Below are 25,131 nucleotides of genomic sequence, written 5' to 3'. Positions count from 1 at the left end.
ACAGGAAAAGGTATTTTTTCCTGTTTTGAGGAGAGCGAATTGCTCTCGCATGACCGCGTTTGGGCCGCCATCGACGCTCTCGCCGAGCGTTATTCGCTGTCGGCCTCAGGCCTTGCCCGGCGTGCCGGCCTGGATTCGACCGCGTTCAACAAGTCCAAGCGGCTGTCCTCGGATGGGCGGCCGCGGTGGCCCTCGACCGAATCGCTGGCCAAGATCATCGAGGCGACGGGCGCCTCGCTCGACGAATTCACCGGGTTGGTCGAAGGCCGCGCCAGGGACGCTTCAGGCGCCACGACAGCGCAACGTTCAGCGGTGCCGCTGCTTGGCTTTGCCCAGGCCGGGGCCGGCGGATTCTTCGACGATGCCGGCTATCCCTCCGGCCAGGGCTGGGATCTGGTCGAGCTTCCGGCGCGGGCGACGGAAACCTCCTATGCGCTGAAGGTGCAGGGCGATTCCATGCTGCCGCTCTACCGCAATGGCGATGTGCTGATCGTCGAGCCGGGCGCCGCTACCCGCAAGGGCGACCGCGTCGTCGTCAAGACCAATGCCGGGGAGGTCATGGCCAAGGTGCTCGACCGTCAGACGACGAAATCGATCGTGCTGATCTCGCTCAATCCCGACCACCCGGACCGCGACATCTCCATGCGCGATGTCGAATGGGTGGCGCGGATCGTCTGGGCGAGCCAGTAGTGCGGCTGCTGCAACTGGCCCTGGCCGTGCTGGCGGTCCCGGCAATGGTGGCCCTGGTTGTCGCCGGCGGCCGCGTCCTGCAGCCCGAGCAGAACAGCGTCGTCGTCGACCAGATCGATCCGGGCGCTGACGCCGTGCCCGAGGAGCCGGCAACGTCGGCCATCCCCCAGATACAGCCCGCCGAGCCTCCCGTGCCTTCGCCTCCGGTGCATTCAAGAACGATCGATCCCGAGGCCATCGCGCCGCCCCCGCTGCCGGCAGAGGAGTTCGAACGCGTCGAGCCACGCGCGCCGCTGAGCGATCTGGCGCTGGCCGGACCGCCCAAGCCGCGCCGGCCCAAAGCAGTCGACGACTGGGGCGGGACAAAACTGTTCCAGCCGGTCGCATCCGCCGCCGGCCTGATCGAGGCCAATGGTTATTCCGTTGCGGTTTCCGGCATCGACATCGTCAGGGAGGACGAGACCTGCACCGAGGACGGCAAGTCCTGGGCTTGCGGTGTTCGCGCGCGCACCGCGTTTCGGTCTTTCCTGCGCGGCCGGGCCGTGGCGTGCAAGGTGCCGCCGGAGGCCGGCCGCAACCTGATCGCCGCCGAATGCCGCATCGGTAAGCAGGATGTCGGCCAGTGGCTGGTCGAAAACGGCTGGGCGCGCGCGGTGGCCGGCGGCCCCTATGTCGAAGCGGGCGACAAGGCGCGCACTGCCAAAAAGGGCATCTTCGGCGCCGCGCCCGATCTTGGCGGCTTGCCACCGGCGCCAACGCCGGTTGCCGCACCGACGGCATCGCAACCGATCCTCGATGCCCCGGCGACAGACACGCCGCCGGCCGGGACGGGTGCTACGCCGCCAGCTGACCAGCCAGCGCCCGCTCAATGAGGGCGCGCGTCTCGGCGATGCCGTAAAGCGCCGCGAACGAGCCGAAGCGCGGGCCACGTTCCTGGCCGATCAGCACCTGGTAGATCATCTGGAAGAAGGCGCCGGAAACGCCGGGACCGCCGTCCGGACTCTGCTTGGAATGATCTTGATAGCGTTCGATCTTGCGCGCGACGTTGAGCGAAGCGTTCTGAATCGCTTCGCCGTCCGCGCCGGCCGGCAGGCCAGCAAGCGCGTTGCCAAGAGCTTCAAGCGCCGTGCGTTCGACGTCGTCGGCCGGCCGGAACGTCTTCGTCGGCTTCACGAAATCGTCGAAATAGCGGATGGCGAAGCCGACCAGCTGGTCGAGCTCGGGATGCGTTGCCGGGGTCACGCCGGACGTATGGCGCGAGATGAAGCCCCACAGCACATCCTTGTTCTGCGCGTTGGAGGCGCTGACCAGATTGAGCAGCAGCGAGAACGGCACCGGCAGGTCGATCGCAGGCGGCTTGCCGTCATGCATATGCCAGACCGGATTGCCCAGCCGCTCCTTCCAGTCCTGGCGCGGATAGGCGCCGAGGAAGGTGTAGTACTCGTCCACGGCCCTCGGGATGACGTCGAAATAGAGTTTTTTCGCCTGCCTGGGCCGCTGGTACATGTACAGGCCGAGGCTTTCGGTCGGCGCATAGCGCAGCCATTCATCGATGGTCAGCCCGTTGCCCTTCGACTTCGAGATCTTCTGGCCGTTCTCGTCGAGGAACAGCTCGTAGACGAAATGCTCCGGCGCGCGTCCGCCGAGAATGTTGCAGATGCGGTCGTAGACCACCGCATTGGTCTGGTGGTCCTTGCCGAACATTTCGAAATCGACGCCGAGCGCTGCCCAACGCATGCCGAAATCCGGCTTCCACTGCAGCTTGACCCTGCCGCCGGTCACCGAGAGCGTGGTCTCGGTGCCCTCATCGTCGAAGGTGATGATGCCGGCCTTGGCGTCGACATGCTTCATAGGCACGTAGAGCACGCGGCCGCTTTTCGGCGAGATCGGCAGGAACGGGCTGTAGGTCGCCTGGCGCTCCGGCCCGAGCGTCGGCAGCATCACCGCCATGATCTGGTCATAACGCTCGGCGGCGCGCAGCAGCATCGCATCGAAGCGGCCGGCCTTGTAGTACTGCGTCGCGCTGGCGAACTCGTAGTCGAAGCCGAACGTATCGAGGAACCGGCACAGCATTGCGTTGTTATGGTCGGCAAAGCTCGCATAGTCGCCGCCGAACGGATTAGGCACCGACGACAGCGGCATGTGCAGGTACGGCTCGAGTGCGGCGCGATCCGGCACATTGTCGGGGATCTTGCGCATGCCATCCATGTCGTCGGAGAAGCACAGAAGCTTGGTCTTGACCTTGTTTCCGGTCAGCACATGGAAGGCGTGGCGCACCATCGAGGTGCGGGCGACCTCGCCGAAAGTGCCAATATGCGGCAGGCCCGACGGCCCGTAGCCGGTCTCGAACAACACGGTCTCGGGAAAGTCGACGCCTTTGTAGCGCTCGATGATCTTTTTGGCTTCCTCGAACGGCCAGGCCTTGCTTTCGGTCGCTGCCGCAAGCATCTCGGGATTGAGATCGACGATGTTTGATCCCGTCATGTCGCTGTCTTCCAAATCATGCACCGGCATCGCCGGATCGGAGTTTTCAACCGGTCTCTAGGCGTGCACGCCTTGGGCGTCAACGCGCGCGGCGGTTTTTCCTTGCGGCACTGATACCGCCTTCCTACCTTCGAAACCCAACATCAAGGAGTTTTGAATGCCGTTGCTGTCCACGCATGAAGCCCTGATCTACCTGATGGTCATCACCTCGGCTTCCGATCGCGACATGACCGATATCGAACTGGCGCGCATCGGCGACGTCGTGCGCACATGGCCGGTGTTCGAGGATTTCAGGCAGGACAGGCTGATTGCCATCGCCCAGGATTGCCAGAAGATGCTGCTTGAAAAGGATGGGCTGGAAGGCGTTCTCGAGCGTGTTGGCGAGGCCTTGCCCGAGCGGCTGCACGACACCGCCTATGCCGCCGCCTTCGAGGTTGCCGCCGTCGATCTCGAAATGCGCATGGAGGAATTGCGGGTGCTGCAGTTGATCCGCCGCCAGCTCGATCTCGACACGCTGACCGTCGCAGCCATCGCCCGCGGCGCGAAGGCCCGGCTGCGGACATTGACCTGAAAGTCTCGCCGGTAGGGGGCTGTTGAGATTCAGGTCAGGGCGGGTCGAGCCGTTCGCAGGCCGGCATCACCTTAATATCGGCAGTCCCTAGAAAAAGCTGACCGGGACCGGATCAGAAGAAACTGACCGGGAAATAGCGTAGATAGAATTCGGCGAACGTGCCCTTCACCGAGATTTCCTGCAATGCGTAGTCCATGGCCGCAGCCAGCGCCGGGTCGCCGGCCCTTGTGGCAATGGTCATGCCGGACCCCAAATATTCCGGCGCGAGATAAGGGCCACCGGCGAAGCGGCAGCAGCCTGCCGCGTCCGTGCCGCCCAGCCAGAAGGAAAAACGCATGCCGTCGCCGAAGGCGGCGTCGATCTTGCTGCTTTTCAAATCGGTGTAGAGGTCTTCAGGGCTGTTGAAGGGGACGATCTGCACTGTGCCGAAATAATCGCGCAGCATTTTTTCGTGCGCCGAGCCGGCCAGCACGCCGACCCGCTTGCTGCGCAATTTGTCGAGGATCGGCTCGGCGAAGGCCTTGGCTTTCGGCATGATGAAGCGCGCCGGAAACTGCAGATAGGAGCGCGAAAAACTGTATTTCGCCCGCGTTTCCGGAGTCGCGGCGATCCCGGCGATGATCGCCTCGCCTTCGCCTTTCTGCAACGCGTCGTCGAGCTCGGCCCAGGGCAGCGCCTGGATCTGGCATTTGTCGGCGATGTCGAGTTCGGCGCAAATCGCCCGCGCCAGATCGATGTGAAAGCCGGACAGCCGGCCGGCGCCGTCGAGAAAGTTGAAGGGCGGGAAATCGGTGGTGGTGAGGAATCTGAGCCTCGGCAGCGCCGAGAGATCCGGTTTCGGCAGCCGCTCCTTGGCGTCCCAAAGCACCGGCACCTGCGGTTCCGTCGCCCGTGCGACGCCGGCAAAAGGCTGCGCTCCGACCAGCAGCGACAGCAAGGCGATGGCTATCCAGCGAGATGTCACGAAAGAACTCCGCCCGTCTTGGCCGTTGGCTTTTGATACGAAAAACGGCGCAAGCACAATTGTTTTTGATTTCAAAGGGCAAGTTTCAGGTTATGCTTTAGTGAGGTTGCAAATAGCCGCGCAGATTCGGTCCGAGGGCAAGCGGTCGCTGCGCTAGAAAAACAAGCATGCGGCTTGCAATCCGGGGTTGATGGCGAAGTGCGGATTAGGCACGTAACATCGGTCTCAAGAGCGGTAGGCAACATGGGGTAGATGTTGCGATGGGTTATTTTGACCGGACACTTGAATATATTGACCGGGTTCAGCGTGCCGGCACGGCGGCCGCGGTCTGCGAACAGCTACTCAGTGTCACCTCGAATTTCGGATTGACGGCCCTGATAGCCGCAACGGTGCCGCAGCCCGGTACACCAAGCAGCCAGACGAAGGACCATGTGCTGCTCTGCGATTGGCCCAGCGAATGGCTGGAGCGTTACCTGGCGCGCAACTACGTCGACCACGATCCGGTCGTCAGCCATTTGAAGCTGTTGCGGGCGCCATTCCAATGGCGCGACGCCGTTCAAAGCATGCCCGCCGACAAGAGCAGCGACGAGGTGATGCGCGACGCCCGCCAGTTCAAGCTGCGTGACGGCCTCGCCTTCCCGCTGGTCACGCTCGAAGGCCAGATCGCGCTGGTTTCGCTGGGCGGTGAGGCGGTCGAATTGTCCGACGCCGAATTCGCAATGGTCTCGCTGGCCTCCACCTATGCCATCGGCCGCGCCATGCAGCTTCAAACGACGGCCGGCAAAACGATCGATCACATTGAATTGACGCCGCGCGAGCGCGAATGCCTGCAATGGGCGGCGGTCGGCAAATCCGAGTGGGAGATTTCGCAGATCCTCGGCATCTCGGAGCATACCTCTGAGAAACACCTTCTCAACGCCAAGAGCAAACTGGGCGCCGCCAACCGCGTGCAGGCAGTCGCCGAAGCAATCAGGCACGGCTATATCAGCTGACTAATGACCTCGATTTTGCGCGGCGACATGCGTCAAACAAAGACCTGAAGCGCGTTGTGAGAATCTGTTTTCGCTCGACGTGCTTCAGCTTTCTGACGGCTCCGAAAATTGTCGGCTGCCTCGTTGACTCAATATCTTCAGGAAAGACCGATCCTATCGCCCTCTTAAGACGGCTAACGCATGTCGTTGTCGCAAAACCAAGGCCGCTTTTGCGCGACATGAAAATAATACTTTCTTAACGCCAAAAGCAGACTCGGCGCCCACAGCAGGGCGCAAGCCGTCGCGGAGGCGACTGGGCGCAGCTATATTAGCCATGTCGGCTAGGCAGCCTAGAAATCCTTGCCAACACCTTCGCGCAATTTTTTCGGGAAAGCCCGGCCGTATCTTCCTCTTAAGCCCAGGAGACGGCTAATGCTATTTTCCCTCACCACTCAACAATTGATGGAGCGACCCGACCTGTGGGAGGCGGTCCATCGCCTGCGTTACAAAGTCTTCGTCGAAGAGATGCAGTGGACCGATCTCGCCCGCCCGAACGGCCTCGAAATCGATCAATTCGACCATGATGAGGCCGAGCATCACCTCATCATCCGCCATGGCGAGCTTGCCGGCTATCTGCGCATGCTGCCGACCACGCGGCCGCATCTCCTGAGCGATGTGATGCCGGAACTCTGCGAGGGAAACCGCCCTTCGGGACCGAATGTCTGGGAGCTCACCCGCTACGCGGTGGCGCCAGGCTTTCGCGATGGCAAGCGCGGCGTGTCTACGGTCGGAACCGAGCTGATCGCCGGCTTCGTCGAATGGGGTCTCGCACGCAATATCAATCAGGTCATTATCGAGGTCGAGCCGGTGTGGGTGCTGCGGACGCTGCAGTTGCACTTCCTGGCGACGCCGCTCGGTTATCAGCACACCTATGGCACCCAGCAGGTCGTCGCCACCTTGCTGACCTTCAACGAACACACGCTCGATGTCGTGCGCTCGCGCCGCAACCATCACGCCCCGGTGCTGGCCAGAGGCACGCCCGACATGCTCGGCATGCGGCAGGCGTCGTGAGATCGGAGAAGGCAGGGCGAGGCAGCTGGCTAAAAGCTGGTTGCCGCACTTCTGCAGAAGCGCGCAAAGGGCGATACGGACGTGCTGTGCGACCGTATCGATCATGAGATCACGCTGTTCCAGCAGGCGCTGCAGGACGACACCGCGCTGAAGCGGCTGCAGCGGATCCCTCGCCTGGCGGCATGACGGCAGCATAGTCGTGGCAAACAATAAAACAGAACCCATCCCTGTATCAGGGGTGGGCTCTGTTTTGCCCGCGTCTACTTCTCGAGGAATGACGGCCCTTCGCCGATAATCTTCTTGTCTTCCTTGCCGATGGCGTCGAGATCACGCCCATCATAAGGCAACGACAACAGGATGCGCCGCATGACGGCCAGCCGCGCGCGCCGCTTGTCGTTCGCCCGCACGACGATCCAGGGCGCAAATTCCTTGTGCGTGTGGTCGACCATCTGGTCGCGGGCCTTGGTGTAGTCATCCCATTTGGTGATGCCGGCAATGTCGATCGGCGAGAACTTCCAGTTCTTCAGCGGAGACCAGCGGCGGTCGTGAAACCGTTCGAGCTGGGTTTCGCGGCCGATGTTCAGCCAGAATTTGAAGAAATAGATGCCCTCGTTGGAGATCATCCGCTCGAAATGCGGCGTCTCGTCGAGGAATTTCTCGTGCTGTTCCGGCGTGCAGAAGCCCATCACCGGCTCGACACCGCCGCGATTGTACCAGGAGCGGTCGAAGGTGACGAACTCGCCCGACGTCGGGAAATGGTCGACATAGCGCTGGAAGTACCACTGCCCGACTTCGGTCGGCGTCGGCTTGGTCAGCGCCACATTGCGCGCGGTCCGAGGATTGAGATACTGGCGCAGCACGAAGATGGTGCCGCCCTTGCCGGCGGCATCGCGCCCTTCGAACAGCGACATCACCCGCTTGCCGGTCGCCTGGAGCCATGCCTGCGCCTTGACCAGCTCGATCTGCAGCCGCTCTAGCGTCTCGTCATACTCCTCGGCCTTCATTTTCTTGTCGTAGGGATAGCCGCCGGCGGTCAGCTTGTTGTCCTCGATCCAGGTCGGAAGCTCGGGATTCTCGATATCGAACTCCCGCTCCTTGCCGTCGATCCTGATCTTCAGCGGACCCTTTGCCGGCTCCGCGGCAGGACTTTCCTTGGCTTTTTTCATCGAGACGAACCTTTGCAGCTTGCGGACTCATGCTATGGGGGGCCTTAAAGCCGGTCCAGCGGAAGTTTCATTCGGCCGGCGCAAGGTGCAGGACGCGCGAATGGCTGACACCGGCGCAGAGCGGATAACCACGGCGCAGGCGCTAAGGGCCAGGGTGTGGAACGGCCGCTGGCTGCTCGCGGCCGGCGTCGTTGCGATCGCGGCCGTCTATGCTTTCGCTGGCATGTCCGTTTATGTCGTTCTGGTCGCCTGCGTAGTACTGATCGCTGCCGCGATGCTGCCGACCGGCGGCGCAAGCCAGTTCATCCAAAGCGATGCCGCGATCGAGGCGAGCGGGCTGCAGCGGCTTTCCGGCGAATATCTTGCGGCCGCAGTTGCAGACCCTCTGATCATTTTCGACCGCACCGCCACCATCGTCCATGCCAACGCCGCCGCCTTCGCCGCCTTTGGCGGGATCGCGCCCGGCATGTCGTTGTCGTTGAAATTCCGCGCCCCTGAGATGCAGGCGCTGCTGGACAGCGTGCTGTCGGGGACGGTCGCCTCCGATGCCGTCGACTACACCGAGAAACTGCCGGTGGAACGGGCCTACCGGGTCAGTGCGTCCTCGGTCGGCCACGCCACCGATCTCTTTGTGCTGGTGTTCAAGGACCAGAGCGAGACGCGCCGCATCGACCGCATGCGCGCCGACTTCATCGCCAATGCCAGCCATGAGTTGCGCACTCCTCTTGCCTCGATCTCGGGCTTCATCGAGACGTTGCGCGGCCCGGCCCGCAACGATCCGGCGGCGCGCGAGCAGTTCCTGCAGATCATGCAGAACCAGACCGGCCGCATGGCGCGCCTGATCGATGACCTTCTGTCGTTGTCGCGGCTGGAAATGAAGCCCTATCTGAAGCCGGGAACCGAGGTCGATCTGCGCCAGACCATCGACAGCGTCATCGACTCGCTAGGGCCGCTCGCCAGGGAGAACAGCGTCGTCATCGAGCGCGACTATGCCGAAGGGCCGCTCGACGTGCCCGGAGACCGCGATGAGCTGTTCCAGGTTTTCGAGAATCTGGTGGAAAACGCCTGCAAATACGGCCAGCCGGGCGGACGTGTTACGGTGTCGATTGCGCGCGGCGAGGCCGGTCCCGAACCGGGCATCGACGTCACCATCAGGGACTACGGTCCAGGCATTCCCGAAGAGCACATTCCGCGCATCACCGAGCGCTTCTATCGCATCGACGTCGAGAGCAGCCGCACCCAGAAAGGGACCGGCCTCGGCCTGTCCATCGTCAAGCACATACTGACGCGTCACAACGCCAGACTTTCGATCAAGTCGGAAGTCGGCAAGGGCGCGGCGTTCACGGTCCATTTGCCAGCGCGCTGAGGCAGTACTATTTGCTAACTGCCTGTTTCTTCTTTCTGTCATCCGGCTAGCGTATCAGCACAGGATTCGAGGAAACGACTCAAAGGCCAAGGATTCCAGGAAGGCATTTCATCCATGCAGTCCGTACACATCGTCAGCGCCTATGACGAAGAGCTGAAATACCTGTCGAAACGCATCGCTGCGATGGGCGGACACGCCGAGCGCATGGTCGAGCAGGCGATCCAGGCACTGGTCAATGCCGATCCCGGCCTCGCCCAGAAGGTCATCCGCGACGACATTGTCCTTGATGAGGGCCAGCGCGAAATCGACGACAAGGCCATAGTGATCATCGCCAAACGCCAGCCGATGGCGACGGATCTGCGCGAGATTGTCGGCGCGATCCGTATTTCCGCCGACCTCGAACGAATCGGCGACCTCGGCAAGAATGTCGCCAAGCGAGTGGTGAGCGTCATCGACGGCCGCCAGCCGACCAGCCTGTTTCGCGGCCTTGAGGCGCTGGCCGATCTGGCGCTGACCCAGTTGAAGGAGGTGCTCGACGTCTATGCATCGCGTTCGGTCGACAGAATAGGCTTCGTGCGCGATCGCGACGACCAGATCGACGCCATGTACACCTCGCTGTTTCGCGAGCTCCTGACCTACATGATGGAAGATCCGCGCAACATCACGCCGTGCACGCATTTGCTGTTCTGCGCCAAGAACATCGAGCGCATCGGCGATCACGCCACCAACATCGCCGAGACCATCTATTACATCGTCACCGGCGACCAGCTGCCGGCCGAGCGTCCCAAAGGCGACAAGACCGACAAGGTTGCGCTTCCGGCGCTGCCGGTGAAGTGATCGCGCGCCCCTCGAACGCTTAATCATATTGCGCTAAACTATCGCAGCGTTAAGCTTCTCAGGCCTATTGAAGGTTCTGCGTTCGGAGGCTGCGATGGAATATGTCCGAGAGTTCAAGCCGGCGCCGGCATCGTCCGGCATCATCGCGTCGAGCGTCTACACCGCCGGCAAGCGCATAGCCGACATCCCGATCGAAGAGGCCGGCGAATGGGCGAAGAAATCGGGACATGTCGTCTGGATCGGGTTGCTCGAACCCGACCGCGAGCTGTTGCTGCGCGTCAAGGCGCAGTTCCATCTGCATGAGCTGGCGATCGAGGACGCCGAGCATCCGCACCAGCGGCCCAAGATCGAGCAGTATGGCGATGCCCTGTTCATCGTCGCCCGCACCGCCCAGCTGATCGACGGCCGCGTCACCTTCGGCGAAACGCACCTGTTCGTCGGCTCAGGCTATATCGTCAGCGTCCGGCATGGTCCTTCGACCTCCTATGCAGCCGTCCGCCAGCACTGGGAAAGCTGCCCGCACTCGCTGGCCAAGGGCGAGGACTTCGTCCTCTACGCCATTCTCGACTTCATCGTCGACAATTACATGCCGGTGCTCGAGCAGATCGAGGACGAGGTCGAGGCGATCGAGGACAAGATTCTGCTGAAGCCGATGACCGGTCCCGACATAGAGCGGCTCTATATGCTGCGCCGCGACCTGTTGCGCCTGCGCAATGCCGCACTTCCCTTGGTCGAGGTCTGCCGTCGGTTGACCAGCGCCGACCTGCCGCAGATCCATAGCGCCATGCACCCGCTGTTTCGCGATGTGACCGACCACATCCGCACCGTCCAGGAAAAAATCGACAGTCTGCGCGAGGTTCTGGCCTTCGCCTTCGAAGCCAGTCTGCTGGTTGGCCAGAGCCAGGAAACGGCGAATACCAAGAAGCTGGCGTCATGGGCCGCCATACTGGCGGTGCCGACGGCGTTCGCCGGCATATACGGCATGAATTTCGATGACATGCCGGAACTGAAGATGGAATACGGCTACCCGGTAGTGCTGACCGCGATCGCCTGCATCTGCTTGTTTTTGTACTGGCGGTTTCGCAAGAATGGCTGGCTGTGAAGAGAGCGAATAGCGAATAGCGAATAGAGAGTAGAGAGATAAAGCCAAAAACGGCTTGCCCTCGTCGCGGAAGCCAAGCCGTTTCTATTCGCTATTCGCTATTCGCTATTCGCTATTCGCTATTCGCTATTCGCTATTCGCTATTCGCTATTCGCTATTCGCTCACCTGCTCCTGCGCCGCTCTGAAGCCGGCTGGAACGCCACCCTTGCGTGATACTTGCAATAGGGGCCGGTTTCGGCGGCTTCGTTGCCGCAGAAGTTGAAATCGTCCGACAGCGGATCGCCATTCGGCCATTTGCAGGTGCGCTCGGTGAGGTCGGTGAGCTGCAGATGCCGCGAGATCGGCACGACGACGTTCTCGACCGGGCGGATGTAGTGGCGAGCCACCGGCTCGGCGTCGAACTGTGTCTGCAACGCGGTCGCGCCGATTGAGGTGGTGACATGGCGCTGCGTGGTTGCAGCGCGCGACACTGACTTCTGAATAGAAGAACCCTGGGCCGTCTTCTTCTGGCGCGCCGGCGTTGCGGTCGAGCGTCCGCGGCCCGATAGCTTCAGCCGATGCACCTTGCCGATGACGGCGTTGCGGCTGACCCCGCCGAGTTGTGCGGCGATCTGGCTTGCGCTCAAGCCCTCCGACCACAGTTTTCTGAGAAGTTCGACCCGCTCGTCAGTCCAGTTCATGAGACCGCGCTCCTGCTAAGCGTGCGGCAGCCGGAATCCATTCCCGACCCGGCAACCTTTGCCGGGGCAGACACCACATATATTAGGTGATTAGGTCCGCCGCACGAAATCTAGTTATTTCCCGACTACAATTACCTCATGTGTTGACTCGGTGACAAGAGTCCCAGGTGCAACACGAATCGGTTTTTTCGGTTTTCCCCAACTTGCCCGGTCGCTTATGAGCCGGCGTCCCGTCGGGAGCTTGCCGCGCGCCTTTGCACGACGTTTTCGTTGACTTCATGGCCGAAAAACACGATAAGCCGCACAAGGCCGCCGCTTTGGCGGCTTTTTTGATTTTCCGGTACCGGAGACGCATATAATGAGCGGTTCGGCGCTTTACGAGACCTTTGCTCGCGCACCCCTGGCCTTCGACCACGGTGAAGGCACATGGCTGATTACCGACAAGGGCGAGCGATATCTCGATTTTGCTGGCGGCATCGCGGTCAATTCGTTGGGCCACAGCCATCCGCATCTGGTCTCGGCGCTGACTGAACAGGCGGCCAAGCTCTGGCACGTCTCCAATCTCTACGAGATCCCGGGACAGACCCGGCTGGGCGAGCGGCTGGCCGAGGCCACCTTCGCCGACAAGGTGTTCTTCACCAATTCCGGCGCCGAGGCCTTGGAATGCGCGATCAAGACTGCGCGGCGCTACCAGTTCGTCAAGGGCCACCCCGAGCGGTTCCGCGTCATCACCTTCGAAGGCGCCTTCCATGGCCGTACGCTGGCGACCATCGCCGCGGGCGGCCAGTACAAGTATCTCGAAGGCTTCGGCCCCAAAGTCGAAGGTTTCGACCAGGTCGGCTTCGACGACATCGATGCCGCCGAGAAGGCCATCACGCCCGAAACCGCCGCGATCCTGATCGAGCCGGTGCAGGGCGAGGGCGGCATCCGCCCGGTGCCGACGCAATCGCTGAAGCGGCTGCGGCAGCTCTGCGACCAGCACGGCCTGCTGTTGATCTTCGACGAGGTCCAGTGCGGCATCGGCCGCACCGGCAAGCTGTTCGCGCATGAATGGACCGGCGTGACGCCCGACATCATGGCGATCGCCAAGGGCATTGGCGGTGGGTTCCCGATGGGCGCGTGCCTGGCCACCGACGAAGCTGTCGTCGGCATGACGGCAGGCGTGCATGGCACCACCTTCGGCGGCAATCCGCTGGCCATGGCGGTCGGCAACGCCGTGCTCGATGTGGTGCTGGAAGACGGCTTCCTGGAAGACGTCCAGCGCAAGGCATTGCTGATGAAACAGGGCCTGTCGGCTGTCGCCGACGAATTTCCCGATGTCATCGAAGGCATCAGGGGCACCGGCCTGATGCTCGGCCTGAAATGCGTCATGCCCAACACCAAGGTCAACATGGCGCTGCGCGACCAGCATCTGCTGGCGGTGCCGGCCGGCGACAACGTCATTCGCCTGTTGCCGCCGCTTACCGTCACCGACGCTGAGATCAAAGAGGCGCTCGACCGCATCCGCGCCGGCGCCAAGGGCCTGGCCGACGCCATTACCGCGGCCGCCGCGAAGTAACCCCGGAACCATTCCTGATGTCACTTCGCCATTTCACCGATCTTTCCGCCGTTTCCGAAGGCGATCTGCGGTTCATGCTGGACGATGCGGTCGTGCGCAAGGCGCGCCTCAAGGCCGGCGAGCGCACCAGGCCGCTCGAAGGCAAGGTGCTGGCCATGATCTTCGACAAGCCGTCGACGCGCACGCGCGTCTCCTTCGACGTCGGCATGCGCCAGCTCGGCGGCGAGACCATCATGCTGACCGGCACCGAAATGCAGCTCGGCCGCTCCGAGACCATTGCCGACACCGCCAAGGTGCTGTCGCGCTATGTCGACGCCATCATGATCCGCACGACGTCGCATGAGCGGCTGCTGGAGCTGACCGAGAACGCCACCATCCCGGTCATCAACGGGCTGACCGACGACACCCATCCCTGCCAGCTGATGGCCGACATCATGACCTTCGAGGAGCATCGCGGTCCAGTTGCCGGCAAGACCATCGCTTGGACTGGCGACGGCAACAATGTGCTGCATTCGCTGCTCGAAGCCTCGGCGCGCTTCCGCTTCAACCTCAATGTCGCGGTGCCGGAAGGCAGCGAGCCGGCGCAGAAGCACATCGACTGGTCGAAGACCAATGGCGGCAAGCTGCATTTCACCCGCTCGCCCGAGGAAGCCGTCGATCAGGCCGATTGCATCGTCACCGATTGCTGGGTGTCGATGGGCCAGGAACACCGCGCCCGCGGCCACAATGTCTTCTCGCCCTATCAGGTCAATGCGGCACTGATGGCGAAAGCCAAGCCCGATGCCCTGTTCATGCACTGCCTGCCAGCGCATCGCGGTGAGGAAGTCACCGACGAGGTCATCGACGGGCCGCATTCGGTGGTCTTCGACGAGGCCGAGAACCGGCTCCACGCCCAGAAGGCGGTTTTGGCCTGGTGCTTGGGCGCTTGATCTCCAGGCGCTTGATCTGCGGCGGCGCGATGCCTATTTGCGCCGCATCACGCAAATCAAGCGCGTTTGGACGCATGTGCCCCTCCGGGCCGCATGGCCGCGCCCTGGAGCTTTGTCATGTTGGAAACGTATCAAGTGACTGAACATCACCCCAAACTCGGCGAGTTCGGCTATGCCGGCGACGATCACGTCGTGCCCTTCGAGGTCGGCCCGCTCGACGTGCGCGGCCGCACCGTGCAGCTCGGGCCGATGCTCGACGCCATCCTCGGCCGCCACGACTATCCCGAGCCGGTCGCCCGCCTGCTTGCGGAAGCCTGCGTGCTGACGGTGCTGCTCGGCACCTCGCTGAAGTTCGAAGGCAAGTTCATCCTGCAGACCCGCACCGACGGGCCGGTCGACATGCTGGTGGCGGACTTCTCCACGCCCTCGGCATTGCGCGCCTATGCGCGCTTCGACGCCGATCGGCTGGAGGCCTTGGTGGCCGCAGGCGAGACCTCGCAGCAGACGCTGCTGGGCAGCGGCGTGCTGGCGCTAACCATCGACCAGGGCGCGCACACGCAGCGCTATCAGGGGATCGTCCAGCTCGACGGCGAGACGCTGGAAGACGCCGCGCGCACTTACTTTCGCCAGTCGGAGCAGATTCCGACCGATCTCAAGCTTTCGGTGGCCAAGCTTCTGACGCCGGGCCCTGGCGGTGCGCGCGAACAGTGGCGGGCCGGCGGCATCCTGGCGCAGTTCCTGCCGCAGTCGCCCGAGCGCATGCGCGTGCCCGACATTTCGGGCGGCGACGGCGATCCGCGCGACGTCACGCATGAACCGGCCGACAATTCATGGCTTGAACTGGTGGCGCTGCTCGGCACCATCGAGCCGACGGAACTGATCGACCCGACCATCGGCGCCGAACGGCTGCTTTACCGGCTGTTCCATGAACATGGCGTTCGGGTCTTCGGTGGCGTGCCGGTCGGCGACCAGTGCTCCTGCTCGCGCGACAAGATCCGCGGCATCCTCGAAGGCTTTTCGGCCGAAGAGATCAAGGAAAGCACCCAGGATGGCGGCATTCACGTAGCCTGCGAGTTCTGCTCGAAGCAGTACGACTTCGATCCAGCGGAGTTTGGCGCGGCTCAATAGGGCCCTCTTCCTTCTCCCCGTTTCACGGGGAGAAGGTGCCCGAAGGGCGGATGAGGGGCAGCGCCACCATTGGTGAATAGTCGCCTAGTGTCCGTCACATGCGTAGAAGATAATCTCACGAGCCAGCGCCCTCACTGCCCTGCCGGGCATTTCTCCCTGTAAACGGGGAGAAAGACGCTAGTTCACCGTCCGCCTCGTTCCCGGCAGATCCAGCGAAAACGCCGGGATGGCGATGTCGAACGTCTCGCCCCTTTTGTTGCGCATGGTGTAATGCCCGACCATGAAGCCCGACGGTGTCGAGAGCGGGCAGCCGGATGTATATTGATAGCTGTCGCCGGGATTGAGCTCGGGCTGGTCGCCGACGACGCCGGCGCCGCGCACCTCTTCGACCCGGCCGCTGCCGTCGGTGATGTGCCAGTAGCGCGACATAAGCTGCACGAACTCGTCCGACTGGTTGTCGATCGTCACCTGGTAGCCCCAGACATAGCGGTTCTCCTGGGGATCGGAGCGATCCTCCAGATAGAACGGTCTGACCTGCACTTCGATGTTGCGCGTGACGGCGCGGTACATAGGCTGCTCCAAACGACACCAACGGACCTGTCGGCGCTCTTGCTCTACTCCCGATCAGGGTCTCATGCGCAGGTGCCGAACAACAATGTCATTTAAGTGACACATGACAATGGTGGTGTGCACAAACCGTGTCGGGCGACTCAGCGCTCTGTCGAACTGTTGAAAACGGTCCTTCGTGGCCGCTTTTTCCCGGAGTGACCAGATCTCGATGGAACTGACAGTCATAGCAGCGCTGCTTTCTACACTCCTGCTTCTTTCCAATCTCGCCAGCATTGTGCTCGCCTCGCTCAGCCTGAAGCGGCCGCGCCAGATTGCTCCGCCGGCCAGAAAGGCGCCGCCGGTGTCGATCGTGGTGCCGTCGCGCGGCGTCGAACCGTTTACTGAGGAGACGCTTGCCCGTGCCTTCTCGCTCGACTGGCCGCGCTACGAGCTGATCTTCTGCGTTGCCCATGCCGACGATCCGGTGGTCAAACTGATAAACCGGGCGATTGCCCGGTTTCCAGAGGTGCCGGCGCAACTGCTGATCGGCGATGACCGGGTCAGCGCCAACCCCAAGCTCAACAATTGCGTGAAGGGTTGGGTGGCGGCGCAGCACAACTGGGTCATCCTGGCCGATTCAAACGTGCTGATGCCTGTCGACTATGTCCAGCATCTGATGGTGGCCTGGCGGCCGGACACCGGGCTTGTCTGCTCGACCCCGATCGGCTCGCGGCCGGACGGTTTTTGGGCCGAGGTCGAATGCGCCTTCCTCAACACGCTGCAGGCGCGCTGGCAATATGCCGGCGAAGCCCTTGGCCTCGGCTTTGCCCAGGGCAAGAGCATGCTGTGGAACAAGCCGATGCTTGACGCCAATGGTGGCATCGAGGCGCTTGCCGCCGAGATCGCCGAAGATGCTGCCGCGACCAAGCTGGTCAATGGGCTCGGCCTGCGCGTCAATCTCGTTGCCTCGCCGTTCGAACAGCCGCTCGGCCAGCGCACCTTTGCCGAGATCTGGTCGCGCCAGACGCGCTGGGCGCGGCTGCGCCGCGTCACCTTCCCGCTGTTCTACACGCCCGAAATCCTGACCGGCGTGGTGGTGCCGTTGCTGCTGGCGCTGGTCGCGGCGGCAAGCGCCGGCGTCAGCCTGCCCACCACGGCCTTGGGTGTACTGGCCTTTGCCTACGTGCCGGAATGCCTGCTCGCCTGGGCTAAGGGCTGGTATTTGTCGCCGCGCATCGTCACCGCCATGATCGTGCGCGATGTGATGCTTCCCGCCATCTGGGCGCGCGGCTGGCTCGGCGGCGCGGTCGAATGGCGCGGCAACGCCATGACCATCCGCACCAAGGCGATGACGGAACTGGAAGAGGCCTCGTCGGGCGCCTGATCGGCGCCCGGGCATTTGCCTTGCATCCGAAGCAGACCGCTACTTGGCCGCCTTCAGCGCCTGTGCAACGTCCTCGAGCAGATCGTCCGTATCCTCAAGACCGACCGACAACCTCAGCGTTCCCGGCCCGATGCCGAGCTCGGCGCGTGCCTCGTCACTGAGGTTCTTGTGTGTTGTCGTTGCCGGATGGGTGATCAGGCTCTTGGCGTCACCGAGATTGTTGGAGATCAGCACGATGTCGAGCGCGTTCTGCAAGGCGAAGGCCGCCTGCTTGCCGCCCTTGACATCGAGGCAGATCAGCGTCGAGCCGCCTGCCATCTGCTTCTTGACGATGTCAGCCTGCGGGTGGTCGGCGCGGCCGGGATAGATGACGCGGGCGATCTGCGGCTGCTCGGCCAGGAAATCGGCGATCTTGCCGGCACTTTCCGTCTGCTGGCGCACGCGCACCGGCAGTGTCTCCAGGCCCTTCAGCAGCGTCCAGGCGTTGAAGGGCGACAGGCTCGGGCCGGTGTGGCGGAAATAGTCGTGCAAATTCTCGTCGATCCACTTCTTGTCCGACAGGATGATGCCGCCGAGACAGCGTCCCTGGCCGTCAATGTGCTTGGTCGCGGAGTAAACGACGATATGGGCGCCGAGCTGCAAGGGCTTCTGCTGCAAGGGCGTGGCAAAGACGTTGTCGACGATCAGCCTGGCGCCGATCGAGGTCGCCAGCGATGCGACAGCGGCGATGTCGACCACTTCCAACGTCGGGTTGGTCGGGCTCTCCAGGAAGAACAGTTTTGTGTTCGGCCTGACAGCCTTTTCCCAGTTGGCGATGTCTGTGCCGTCGACCAGAGTCGCCTCGATGCCGTATTTCGGCGCCAGCGTCTCGACCACCCAGCGGCAGGAACCGAACAGCGCGCGCGCCGCAACGATATGGTCGCCGGCCTTGGCGCTGCACAACAGCGCCGCCGTCACCGCTGCCATGCCGGACGCGGTGGCACGCGCGTCTTCGGCGCCTTCCAGCGCGCACATGCGCTTTTCGAACATGTCGACGGTCGGGTTGGCGTAGCGCGAATAGATGAAGCCCGGCTCCTCGCCCTTGAAACGGGCTTCGGCGGCCTGCGCCGTCTCATAGACATAGCCCTGGGTGAGGTACATCGCTTCCGACGTTTCGCCGAACTGGGAACGCAGCGTTCCCCCGTGCACGAGTGCAGTCTGAGGCTTCCAGTTACGCTTCTTGGTGCTCATCGCTTTTGTTCCAGACACAAAAAAACCGGCCGCGAAAGTCGCAACCGGTCCATACGGCCTTGCGGCCCGACGGTCCTTTAGCGACTTGTTTAACGTGGCTGCAAGCCGACCGGCCAAATCACCACGGGATAACGACCCTTTAGACCTCAGCCATGCTTGCGTCAATTGCCGGCTTCATTAAGAGGTTTGTACCAAGGCAGGTTCCGCAAAAGTGTCCAGCGGTTTTGCGGCAAGAACCTGCCACAAAGAGACCAGCCTTGGAGCGGAGCCAGCCATTGCGGCAGACAGGCATTCTTCCCGATCAGGATATTTCCGCGCTGTTCCAGTCCGGCGCGCTGAAGTCGCCGCGCGCGCTCGATGTCGACCAGGTACAGCCGGCCAGCCTCGATCTCAGGCTCGGCGACAAGGCTTTTCGCGTCCGCGCCTCCTTCCTGCCCGGCCCCAACCACAAGGTGTCGGAGAAGCTCGAGCGGCTGAAGCTGCACGAGATCAGCCTGACCGAAGGCGCGGTGCTGGAGACCGGCTGCGTCTACATCGTACCGCTGCTCGAGAGCCTCGCCCTGCCGGCCAATATTTCCGCCTCGGCCAATCCCAAGAGTTCGACCGGACGGCTCGACATCTTCACCCGGGTGATGACCGATCGCGGCCACGAGTTCGACAAGATCGCCGCCGGCTATCACGGGCCGCTCTATCTCGAGGTCAGCCCGCGCACCTTCCCGATCGTCGTGCGCGCCGGCTCGCGCCTGTCGCAGATCAGGTTCCGCACCGGCAATGCGCTGTTGTCGGAAGGTGAACTCAAGGAACTTCACCGCACCGAGATGCTGGTGGCGACCGAGCCGCCCAACATTTCCGGCGGCGGCATTGCGCTGTCGATCGATCTCGACGGCGATCAGAACGGGCTGGTCGGCTATCGCGGCAAGCATCACACCGGCCTCGTCGATGTCGACAAGCGCGCCGCGCAGGATGCCGTCGATTTCTGGGAACCGCTCTACAAGAGCGGCGCCGGCGAACTGGTACTCGATCCCGACGAGTTTTACATACTGGTCAGCCGCGAGGCGGTGCATGTGCCGCCGCTCTATGCCGCAGAGATGACGCCGTTCGACCCGCTGGTCGGCGAATTCCGCGTCCACTATGCAGGCTTCTTCGACCCGGGATTCGGCCATTCGGCCGCCGGCGGCACCGGCAGCCGGGCGGTGCTCGAAGTGCGCAGCCATGAAGTGCCGTTCATTCTCGACCATGGCCAGATCGTCGGCCGCCTGGTCTACGAGCACATGCTGAAGCGGCCGCAGGCGCTCTACGGCACCGATCTCGGCTCGAATTACCAAGCTCAAGGCCTGAAGCTGTCCAAGCATTTCCGCACTGCCGGCTGACCTAGTATCACCGTCAGGCAAAATACTTGCTTGCGTTGGCTCGCCATGCTTGGCTGCCTCTGCTGCCGGAAAACAACGGCTTAAGGGGAATGAAAAATGCAGATACCGAAATGGATCGTCTCGTCGGCAATGGCTGCCGTGCTGATGGTAGCGGCGGGCTCGCTGGCTGAGGCGCAGGAGAAATTGAAGATCGGCACCGAAGGCGCCTATCCGCCCTTCAACACCATTACATCTGACGGCAAGGTCGAAGGCTTCGACATCGACATCGCCAATGCGCTGTGCGCGCAAATGAAGGTCGAGTGCGAGATCGTCACTCAGGACTGGGACGGCATCATTCCGGCTCTGCAGGCCAAGAAGTTCGATGCCATCATCGCCTCGATGAGCATCACCGAGGAGCGCAAGAAGCAGGTCGCCTTCAGCAACAAATACTACACCACGCCGCTGGCGCTGGTGGCGCCGAAGGACAGCGACCTCACGTCCACCGAACCGGCCGCCCTTGCCGGCAAGACGGTGGGCGCGCAGGCGTCGACCACCCAGGCCGACTACGCCCAGAACGCCTACGGCAAGGCCGGTGCGGAGGCAAAACTCTATCCGACTCAGGAAGAGGCGATCACCGACCTGCAGAACGGCCGCCTCGATGCCGTGATTTCGGACAAGTTCGTGCTGATGGACTGGCTGAAGAAGGCAAGCGACGGCTGCTGCAAGCTGGTCGGCGACGTCAAGGGCACCGAGACGCAGGCCGGCATCGCGGTGCGCCTGGAAGACACGGCGCTCCGCGACAAGCTCAATGCGGCGATTGACGCCATCGTCGCCGACGGCACCTACAAGAAGATCCAGGCGAAGTATTTCGATTTCGATATTTACTGAGGCGTTGAAGCTGCCAATCTCCCCCCTCGTGGGGGAGATGCCCGGCAGGGCAGAGGGGGGCGTGAAAGATCGCCAATCCCTCCTCGCGACCAGCCGGGAAATGCCGGCAGATGAAATCATCCGATTGAGACGTTGGCGGGACAGCGCCCCCCTCTGGCCTGCCGGCCATCTCCCCCACGAGGGGGGAGATTGCCCTTCTACAACGCCTTCACCGCCACCTTCACCGGCTGCTCGATCTCCAGCGGGTTGCGCAGCGGCAATCCAAAATCCCCGGCCTCGATCTCGAAGACGTCGCCGGCTTCAGTCCTGATGCCGTCGGCAAACGACAACGTCGCCGTGCCGAACATGTGCACATGCACGTCGCCAGGCTGGCGGAAGGCTGAATATTTGAAGTGGTGATGCTCGAGATTGGCGATGGTATGCGACATGTTCGCCTCGCCCGACAGGAACGGCTTTTCCCACAAAAGATTGCCGTCGCGCAGGATGCGTGAGGCGCCTCTGATGTCGGCCGGCAGGTCGCCGATCAGGATTTCCGGCCCGAACGAGGCATTGCGCAGCTTGGAATGCGCCAGGAACAGATAGTTCACCCGCTCGGTGACGTGGTCGGAAAACTCGTTGGACAGTGTGAAGCCGACGCGGAACGGTGCACCGTCATCGCCGATGACATAGATGCCGGCGATTTCCGGCTCCTCGCCGGCGTCCTGCGCGAAGGCCGGCGACATCAGCGCCGCGCCCGGCGCCACCGCCATGGTGCCGTTGCCCTTGTAGAACCATTCCGGCTGCACGCCGGTCTGGCCCTTGGCCGGCTTGCCGCCTTCGAGCCCCATGCGGAACATCTTCATGGAATCGGTGAGCTGCTCCTCGCCGCCGTCGCTGAGTTTCTTGTGCATGGAATCGCGGGTCGCCGCCGAGCCGAGATGGGTCAGGCCGGTGCCGGTCAGATGCAGATGCGCGGGATCGGGATGGTTGATCGGCGACACCAGCCGGCCCTTCTTGTAGGCGGCGTCGAGGTCCACGGCCTCACCGTATCCCTTGCGCTCGATCAGCGCGGCCAGCCCGGTGCCGGTGCGCGCGGCTTCCATCGCCAGCGAATAGACGCTGCGGGCGCCGTTGATGATCCGGGTCTTACCGCCATTGCGGGCGACGACGCGGATCGTCTCGGCGTCGTCGAGGATCTGGGAGATCAGCATGATGAACCCTCTCTCAATTGTCTTGGCTAGGTTGCCGCTTTGACAAACCTTACCGGCGCGGCGCGGACCTATCCGTGCCACGGGTTAAAACTCTTCGTCCGGATTGCGCTCGCGATCCTGGTCCTTCAGGGGACTTCTTTGCACTGCCCGGCAGCGCCGCGATGTGACCCGTATGCCGTCCTCGTTCCGCTCCCGGTCTAACCTTTGTTTTTGTTGTAGACGTCGAAGACCACGGCGCCGAGCAGCACCAGGCCTTTGACCACCTGCTGCCAGTCGACATTGACGCCCATGATCGACATGCCGTTGTTCATCACACCCATGATGAAGCCGCCGACCACCGCGCCGATCACTTGGCCAACGCCGCCCATCGCCGAAGCGCCGCCGATGAACACCGCGGCGATGACGTCGAGCTCGCTGCCGAGGCCTGCGGCAGGCACGGCTTGTCCCAGGCGCGCCGCTATGATCAGGCCGCCAAGCGCCGACAGCACACCCATGTTGACGAACACCAACAGGGTCAGCCGCTCGGTCTTGATGCCCGACAGTTGCGCCGCCTTGGCATTGCCGCCCATGGCGTAGATGCGGCGGCCGATCGTCATGCGTTTTGTGACAAAGACGAACAGCGCGATCAGCGCGCCCATCACCATGAGTACGATCGGCAGGCCCCTGTAGCTGGCAAATTGGTAGACCAGGAACAGCGCCAGCGCGCTGGTCACCAGGGTCTTGATGACGAACAGCGTGAAAGGCTCGGCTTGGTAGCCGTGTGCTTCGCGAGTCCGCCGTGCCTTGAGCCCGAAATAGGCATAGGCGAGCACGGCGACCAGGCCCAGCACGATCGTCGTCATGTGCAGGGTCATGCCGCTACCTATAATGGTCTTGCCGGCCGCATTTACCGTCGGTGGGATCAGCGTCAGGGGGCCGATGACATCCGGGATGAAGCCTGAACTGAGCGCCTTGAAGCCGGCTGGAAGCGGCCCCACCGAAGACCCGCCACCCAGCAGTGCCTGGCAGATGCCGCGGAAGATCAGCATTCCCGCCAGCGTGACGATGAAGCTCGGTATTCGGTGATAGGCAATCCAGTAGCCCTGTGCCGCACCGATGCCGCCGCCGATGATGAGGCAGATGATCGACACCACCAGCGGATTGCTGAATGGTCCAAGTGGCCAGATGACCATCATCATCGCCGCCAGCGCGCCGATGAAGCCGGCGACGGAGCCGACGCTGAGGTCGATATGGCCGGAGACGATGACCAGAAGCATGCCCAGCGCCATCACGATGATGAACGAGTTCTGCTGCACCAGGTTGCTCAGGTTCACCGGCTTGAACAGCGTGCCGGAGGTGGTGAACTGGAAGAACACCATGATGGCGATCAGCGCCAGGATCAGGCCGTATTCGCGCAAATTGGTGATCAGCGCGGAGACGGCAACGCGCGGCCCCTGTTGCACATCTTCGGCGACGCCGCTTTTCGGCGCGGGACCGCTTTCGGTGGTCATGATGGTTTTCCTTCTCCCCGAACGATGGCGCGCATGATCTTTTCCTGGCTGGCGTCGCTCGCCGCCATTTCTCCAACCATGCGTCCTTCATTCATGACGTAGATGCGGTCGGTGATGCCGAGCAGTTCAGGCATCTCCGACGAGATGACGATGATCGCCTTACCTTCGGAGGCGAGGCGGGCGATGATGGTGTAGATTTCGTACTTGGCGCCGACGTCGATGCCGCGCGTCGGCTCATCGAGGATCAGCACTTCCGGATTGGCGAACAGCCATTTCGACAGCACCACCTTCTGCTGGTTGCCGCCCGACAGATTGCCGGTCATCTGATAGACGCTGGACGAGCGGATGTTGGTCTTGGCCTTGTAGTCGTTAGCGACGGCGAGTTCGCGCAAATCGTCGATGACGGCGTGGCGCGACACGCCGCCAAGATTGGCCAGCGTGATGTTGTGCTTGATATGATCGATCAGGTTGAGACCATAGGTCTTGCGGTCCTCGGTGACGTAGGCAATGCCATGGTCAACCGCCTTGCTGACCGAGGAGACGTCGATCGGCTTGCCCTTGAGCAGCACTTCACCGGTGATACGGCGGCCATAGGAGCGGCCGAACAGGCTCATCGCGAATTCGGTGCGTCCGGCACCCATCAACCCGGCAATGCCGACCACCTCGCCCTTGCGGACGTTGATGTCGATGCCCTTGATCACCTGCCGTTCGGCATGGAGTGGGTGATAGACCGACCAGTTCTTCACCTGCAGCACGACCTCGCCGATCTTCGGCTCACGTGGCGGATAACGATCGTCGAGCGAGCGCCCGACCATCGAGGTGATGATGCGATCTTCCGAGATGTCTTTCTTGGAAAGTGTTTCGATGGTGCGCCCGTCGCGGATGACCGTAACCTTGTCGGCGACCCGGTTCACTTCGTTGAGCTTGTGCGAGATCAGGATAGAGGTCATGCCTTGCCGCTTGAACTCGAGCAGCAGATCGAGCAGCGCCTGGCTGTCTTTTTCGGACAGGCTCGCCGTCGGCTCGTCGAGGATCAGCAGCTTGACTTCCTTGCTGAGCGCCTTCGCGATCTCGACCAGCTGCTGCTTGCCGACGCCGATATTGGTGATCAGCGTCTTGGGGTCCTCCTTGAGGCCCACCTTCTTCAGCAGGGCGGCGGTGCGCGTCTCGTTGGCATTCCAGTCGATGACGCCGAATTTGGCGTGTTCATTGCCAAGGAAAATGTTCTCGGCGATCGACAGCATCGGTACCAGAGCAAGCTCCTGGTGGATGATGACGATGCCCTTGTGTTCGCTGTCATGAATGCCCTTGAAATGGCATTCCTCGCCACGGTAGACGATCGCGCCGTCATAGGTGCCGGATGCATAAACGCCGGAGAGAACCTTCATCAGCGTCGATTTGCCGGCGCCGTTCTCGCCGACAACGGCATGGATCTCGCCTTCCTCGACGCTGAGGTTGACGTTCGACAGCGCCTTCACGCCGGGGAACGTCTTGGTGATGTCGCGCATCTCCAAAATCGTCGAGGTCATCAGG

General features: G+C 62.5%; 23 protein-coding genes and 1 riboswitch. Of the genes, 14 read left to right on the top strand and 9 right to left on the bottom strand.

The window, feature by feature from the left end:
- Positions 1-39: 39 nt before the first annotated feature.
- Together FJV77_RS19275 and FJV77_RS19270 are read left to right on the top strand one after the other, a co-directional pair.
- Entirely contained in the window at positions 40-690 is a 651-nt protein-coding gene (locus tag FJV77_RS19275; RefSeq protein ID WP_142868349.1) for a helix-turn-helix transcriptional regulator, read from the top strand.
- A complete protein-coding gene (locus tag FJV77_RS19270) occupies positions 690-1,562 on the top strand; it encodes a thermonuclease family protein (RefSeq protein ID WP_185970379.1) in 873 nt (290 codons plus the stop codon). Before FJV77_RS19275 ends, FJV77_RS19270 begins: the two co-directional genes overlap by 1 nt.
- Here the strand turns inward: FJV77_RS19270 and FJV77_RS19265 are convergent.
- Complete coding sequence (locus FJV77_RS19265) at positions 1,525-3,174, bottom strand: lysine--tRNA ligase (RefSeq protein ID WP_142868347.1); 1,650 nt, start codon at positions 3,172-3,174, stop codon at positions 1,525-1,527. The two genes, FJV77_RS19270 and FJV77_RS19265, sit on opposite strands and share 38 nt — an antisense overlap.
- A gap of 157 nt (positions 3,175-3,331) precedes the next feature.
- Between FJV77_RS19265 and FJV77_RS19260 the strand changes: the two genes are divergently transcribed.
- Positions 3,332-3,745: a tellurite resistance TerB family protein gene (locus FJV77_RS19260; RefSeq protein WP_142868346.1), complete on the top strand. Its 414-nt coding sequence runs from the start codon at positions 3,332-3,334 to the stop codon at positions 3,743-3,745.
- Between the two features lie 112 nt (positions 3,746-3,857).
- On the opposite strand, the gene FJV77_RS19255 is transcribed toward FJV77_RS19260, so the two are convergent.
- A complete protein-coding gene (locus tag FJV77_RS19255) occupies positions 3,858-4,709 on the bottom strand; it encodes a transporter substrate-binding domain-containing protein (protein WP_142868345.1) in 852 nt (283 codons plus the stop codon).
- Between the two features lie 260 nt (positions 4,710-4,969).
- On the opposite strand from FJV77_RS19255, the gene FJV77_RS19250 reads away from it, so the two are divergent.
- Both FJV77_RS19250 and FJV77_RS19245 read left to right on the top strand, forming a co-directional pair.
- Positions 4,970-5,701 carry a LuxR family transcriptional regulator gene (locus tag FJV77_RS19250; RefSeq protein ID WP_142868344.1) on the top strand — a complete coding sequence of 244 codons (732 nt, stop codon included), beginning with the start codon at positions 4,970-4,972 and terminating at the stop codon, positions 5,699-5,701.
- A 411-nt stretch (positions 5,702-6,112) separates the two neighbouring features.
- Positions 6,113-6,751 carry a GNAT family N-acetyltransferase gene (locus FJV77_RS19245; RefSeq protein ID WP_142868343.1) on the top strand — a complete coding sequence of 213 codons (639 nt, stop codon included), beginning with the start codon at positions 6,113-6,115 and terminating at the stop codon, positions 6,749-6,751.
- Between the two features lie 260 nt (positions 6,752-7,011).
- Here the strand turns inward: FJV77_RS19245 and ppk2 are convergent, their stop codons facing one another.
- A complete protein-coding gene (ppk2, locus tag FJV77_RS19235; RefSeq protein WP_142868342.1) occupies positions 7,012-7,917 on the bottom strand; it encodes a polyphosphate kinase 2 in 906 nt (301 codons plus the stop codon).
- 100 nt (positions 7,918-8,017) lie between these two features.
- Here ppk2 and FJV77_RS19230 point away from each other — a divergent pair, with 100 nt between their 5' ends.
- From FJV77_RS19230 to FJV77_RS19220, 3 genes are all read left to right on the top strand, one after another.
- Positions 8,018-9,283: an ATP-binding protein gene (locus FJV77_RS19230; RefSeq protein WP_142868341.1), complete on the top strand. Its 1,266-nt coding sequence runs from the start codon at positions 8,018-8,020 to the stop codon at positions 9,281-9,283.
- 114 nt (positions 9,284-9,397) lie between these two features.
- Positions 9,398-10,120 carry a phosphate signaling complex protein PhoU gene (gene phoU / locus FJV77_RS19225; RefSeq protein WP_142868340.1) on the top strand — a complete coding sequence of 241 codons (723 nt, stop codon included), beginning with the start codon at positions 9,398-9,400 and terminating at the stop codon, positions 10,118-10,120.
- A 94-nt stretch (positions 10,121-10,214) separates the two neighbouring features.
- Positions 10,215-11,222 carry a magnesium and cobalt transport protein CorA gene (locus tag FJV77_RS19220; protein WP_142868339.1) on the top strand — a complete coding sequence of 336 codons (1,008 nt, stop codon included), beginning with the start codon at positions 10,215-10,217 and terminating at the stop codon, positions 11,220-11,222.
- 162 nt (positions 11,223-11,384) lie between these two features.
- On the opposite strand, the gene FJV77_RS19215 is transcribed toward FJV77_RS19220, so the two are convergent.
- Positions 11,385-11,903, bottom strand: coding sequence for a GcrA family cell cycle regulator (locus tag FJV77_RS19215; RefSeq protein WP_142868338.1), 519 nt, complete (start codon positions 11,901-11,903; stop codon positions 11,385-11,387).
- A gap of 358 nt (positions 11,904-12,261) precedes the next feature.
- Between FJV77_RS19215 and FJV77_RS19210 the strand changes: the two genes are divergently transcribed.
- From FJV77_RS19210 to FJV77_RS19200, 3 genes are all read left to right on the top strand, one after another.
- Positions 12,262-13,461, top strand: coding sequence for an aspartate aminotransferase family protein (locus tag FJV77_RS19210; protein WP_142868337.1), 1,200 nt, complete (start codon positions 12,262-12,264; stop codon positions 13,459-13,461).
- A 17-nt stretch (positions 13,462-13,478) separates the two neighbouring features.
- Positions 13,479-14,390: an ornithine carbamoyltransferase gene (gene argF, locus FJV77_RS19205; RefSeq protein ID WP_142868336.1), complete on the top strand. Its 912-nt coding sequence runs from the start codon at positions 13,479-13,481 to the stop codon at positions 14,388-14,390.
- A gap of 93 nt (positions 14,391-14,483) precedes the next feature.
- Positions 14,484-15,518 (top strand): Hsp33 family molecular chaperone, encoded by a 1,035-nt coding sequence (locus FJV77_RS19200; RefSeq protein WP_142868335.1) that lies wholly within the window; start codon positions 14,484-14,486, stop codon positions 15,516-15,518.
- A 177-nt stretch (positions 15,519-15,695) separates the two neighbouring features.
- Here the strand turns inward: FJV77_RS19200 and apaG are convergent, their stop codons facing one another.
- Positions 15,696-16,088 (bottom strand): Co2+/Mg2+ efflux protein ApaG, encoded by a 393-nt coding sequence (gene apaG / locus FJV77_RS19195; protein WP_142868334.1) that lies wholly within the window; start codon positions 16,086-16,088, stop codon positions 15,696-15,698.
- A gap of 208 nt (positions 16,089-16,296) precedes the next feature.
- On the opposite strand from apaG, the gene FJV77_RS19190 reads away from it, so the two are divergent.
- Positions 16,297-17,451, top strand: a complete 1,155-nt coding sequence (locus FJV77_RS19190) for a ceramide glucosyltransferase (protein WP_142868333.1) — start codon at positions 16,297-16,299, stop codon at positions 17,449-17,451.
- 39 nt (positions 17,452-17,490) lie between these two features.
- On the opposite strand, the gene FJV77_RS19185 is transcribed toward FJV77_RS19190, so the two are convergent.
- On the bottom strand, positions 17,491-18,681 hold the full coding sequence (locus FJV77_RS19185) for an O-succinylhomoserine sulfhydrylase (protein ID WP_142868332.1): 1,191 nt from the start codon (positions 18,679-18,681) through the stop codon (positions 17,491-17,493).
- 57 nt (positions 18,682-18,738) lie between these two features.
- Positions 18,739-18,816: riboswitch (SAM riboswitch) on the bottom strand.
- Positions 18,817-18,956: 140 nt separating this feature from the next.
- On the opposite strand from FJV77_RS19185, the gene FJV77_RS19180 reads away from it, so the two are divergent.
- Positions 18,957-20,051: a 2'-deoxycytidine 5'-triphosphate deaminase gene (locus tag FJV77_RS19180; RefSeq protein ID WP_142868331.1), complete on the top strand. Its 1,095-nt coding sequence runs from the start codon at positions 18,957-18,959 to the stop codon at positions 20,049-20,051.
- Positions 20,052-20,147: 96 nt separating this feature from the next.
- Positions 20,148-20,918, top strand: a complete 771-nt coding sequence (locus FJV77_RS19175; protein WP_142868330.1) for an ABC transporter substrate-binding protein — start codon at positions 20,148-20,150, stop codon at positions 20,916-20,918.
- A 197-nt stretch (positions 20,919-21,115) separates the two neighbouring features.
- Here the strand turns inward: FJV77_RS19175 and araD1 are convergent, their stop codons facing one another.
- The 3 genes from araD1 to mmsA all read right to left on the bottom strand — a co-directional run bounded on the left by araD1 (position 21,116) and on the right by mmsA (position 25,127).
- Positions 21,116-22,108 carry an AraD1 family protein gene (gene araD1, locus FJV77_RS19170; protein ID WP_142868329.1) on the bottom strand — a complete coding sequence of 331 codons (993 nt, stop codon included), beginning with the start codon at positions 22,106-22,108 and terminating at the stop codon, positions 21,116-21,118.
- Positions 22,109-22,305: 197 nt separating this feature from the next.
- Positions 22,306-23,598, bottom strand: a complete 1,293-nt coding sequence (mmsB, locus tag FJV77_RS19165; RefSeq protein WP_142868328.1) for a multiple monosaccharide ABC transporter permease — start codon at positions 23,596-23,598, stop codon at positions 22,306-22,308.
- Positions 23,595-25,127: a multiple monosaccharide ABC transporter ATP-binding protein gene (mmsA, locus tag FJV77_RS19160; protein WP_142868327.1), complete on the bottom strand. Its 1,533-nt coding sequence runs from the start codon at positions 25,125-25,127 to the stop codon at positions 23,595-23,597. The genes mmsB and mmsA overlap by 4 nt, the downstream gene beginning before the upstream one ends.
- Positions 25,128-25,131: the final 4 nt, after the last annotated feature.

Origin of the sequence: Mesorhizobium sp. WSM4306 (genome assembly GCF_007003975.1) — a bacterium.
Classification (GTDB): Bacteria; Pseudomonadota; Alphaproteobacteria; order Rhizobiales; family Rhizobiaceae; genus Mesorhizobium.
The sequence above is the reverse complement of the archived record's forward strand: the minus strand, read 5'-3'. Positions and strand labels throughout refer to the sequence as shown.

What these genes read in the sequence shown, in the direction of transcription:
- FJV77_RS19185 (WP_142868332.1), bottom strand. Translation starts at nt 18,681, where the DNA reads ATGAGCACCAAGAAGCGTAACTGGAAGCCTCAGACTGCACTCGTGCAC.
- FJV77_RS19260 (WP_142868346.1), top strand. Translation starts at nt 3,332, where the DNA reads ATGCCGTTGCTGTCCACGCATGAAGCCCTGATCTACCTGATGGTCATC.
- mmsA (WP_142868327.1), bottom strand. Translation starts at nt 25,127, where the DNA reads ATGACCTCGACGATTTTGGAGATGCGCGACATCACCAAGACGTTCCCC.
- FJV77_RS19215 (WP_142868338.1), bottom strand. Translation starts at nt 11,903, where the DNA reads ATGAACTGGACTGACGAGCGGGTCGAACTTCTCAGAAAACTGTGGTCG.
- FJV77_RS19245 (WP_142868343.1), top strand. Translation starts at nt 6,113, where the DNA reads ATGCTATTTTCCCTCACCACTCAACAATTGATGGAGCGACCCGACCTG.
- FJV77_RS19175 (WP_142868330.1), top strand. Translation starts at nt 20,148, where the DNA reads ATGCAGATACCGAAATGGATCGTCTCGTCGGCAATGGCTGCCGTGCTG.
- FJV77_RS19190 (WP_142868333.1), top strand. Translation starts at nt 16,297, where the DNA reads ATGGAACTGACAGTCATAGCAGCGCTGCTTTCTACACTCCTGCTTCTT.
- FJV77_RS19210 (WP_142868337.1), top strand. Translation starts at nt 12,262, where the DNA reads ATGAGCGGTTCGGCGCTTTACGAGACCTTTGCTCGCGCACCCCTGGCC.
- argF (WP_142868336.1), top strand. Translation starts at nt 13,479, where the DNA reads ATGTCACTTCGCCATTTCACCGATCTTTCCGCCGTTTCCGAAGGCGAT.
- FJV77_RS19200 (WP_142868335.1), top strand. Translation starts at nt 14,484, where the DNA reads ATGGCCGCGCCCTGGAGCTTTGTCATGTTGGAAACGTATCAAGTGACT.
- apaG (WP_142868334.1), bottom strand. Translation starts at nt 16,088, where the DNA reads ATGTACCGCGCCGTCACGCGCAACATCGAAGTGCAGGTCAGACCGTTC.
- araD1 (WP_142868329.1), bottom strand. Translation starts at nt 22,108, where the DNA reads ATGCTGATCTCCCAGATCCTCGACGACGCCGAGACGATCCGCGTCGTC.
- FJV77_RS19220 (WP_142868339.1), top strand. Translation starts at nt 10,215, where the DNA reads ATGGAATATGTCCGAGAGTTCAAGCCGGCGCCGGCATCGTCCGGCATC.
- ppk2 (WP_142868342.1), bottom strand. Translation starts at nt 7,917, where the DNA reads ATGAAAAAAGCCAAGGAAAGTCCTGCCGCGGAGCCGGCAAAGGGTCCG.
- phoU (WP_142868340.1), top strand. Translation starts at nt 9,398, where the DNA reads ATGCAGTCCGTACACATCGTCAGCGCCTATGACGAAGAGCTGAAATAC.
- mmsB (WP_142868328.1), bottom strand. Translation starts at nt 23,598, where the DNA reads ATGACCACCGAAAGCGGTCCCGCGCCGAAAAGCGGCGTCGCCGAAGAT.
- FJV77_RS19230 (WP_142868341.1), top strand. Translation starts at nt 8,018, where the DNA reads ATGGCTGACACCGGCGCAGAGCGGATAACCACGGCGCAGGCGCTAAGG.
- FJV77_RS19250 (WP_142868344.1), top strand. Translation starts at nt 4,970, where the DNA reads ATGGGTTATTTTGACCGGACACTTGAATATATTGACCGGGTTCAGCGT.
- FJV77_RS19265 (WP_142868347.1), bottom strand. Translation starts at nt 3,174, where the DNA reads ATGACGGGATCAAACATCGTCGATCTCAATCCCGAGATGCTTGCGGCA.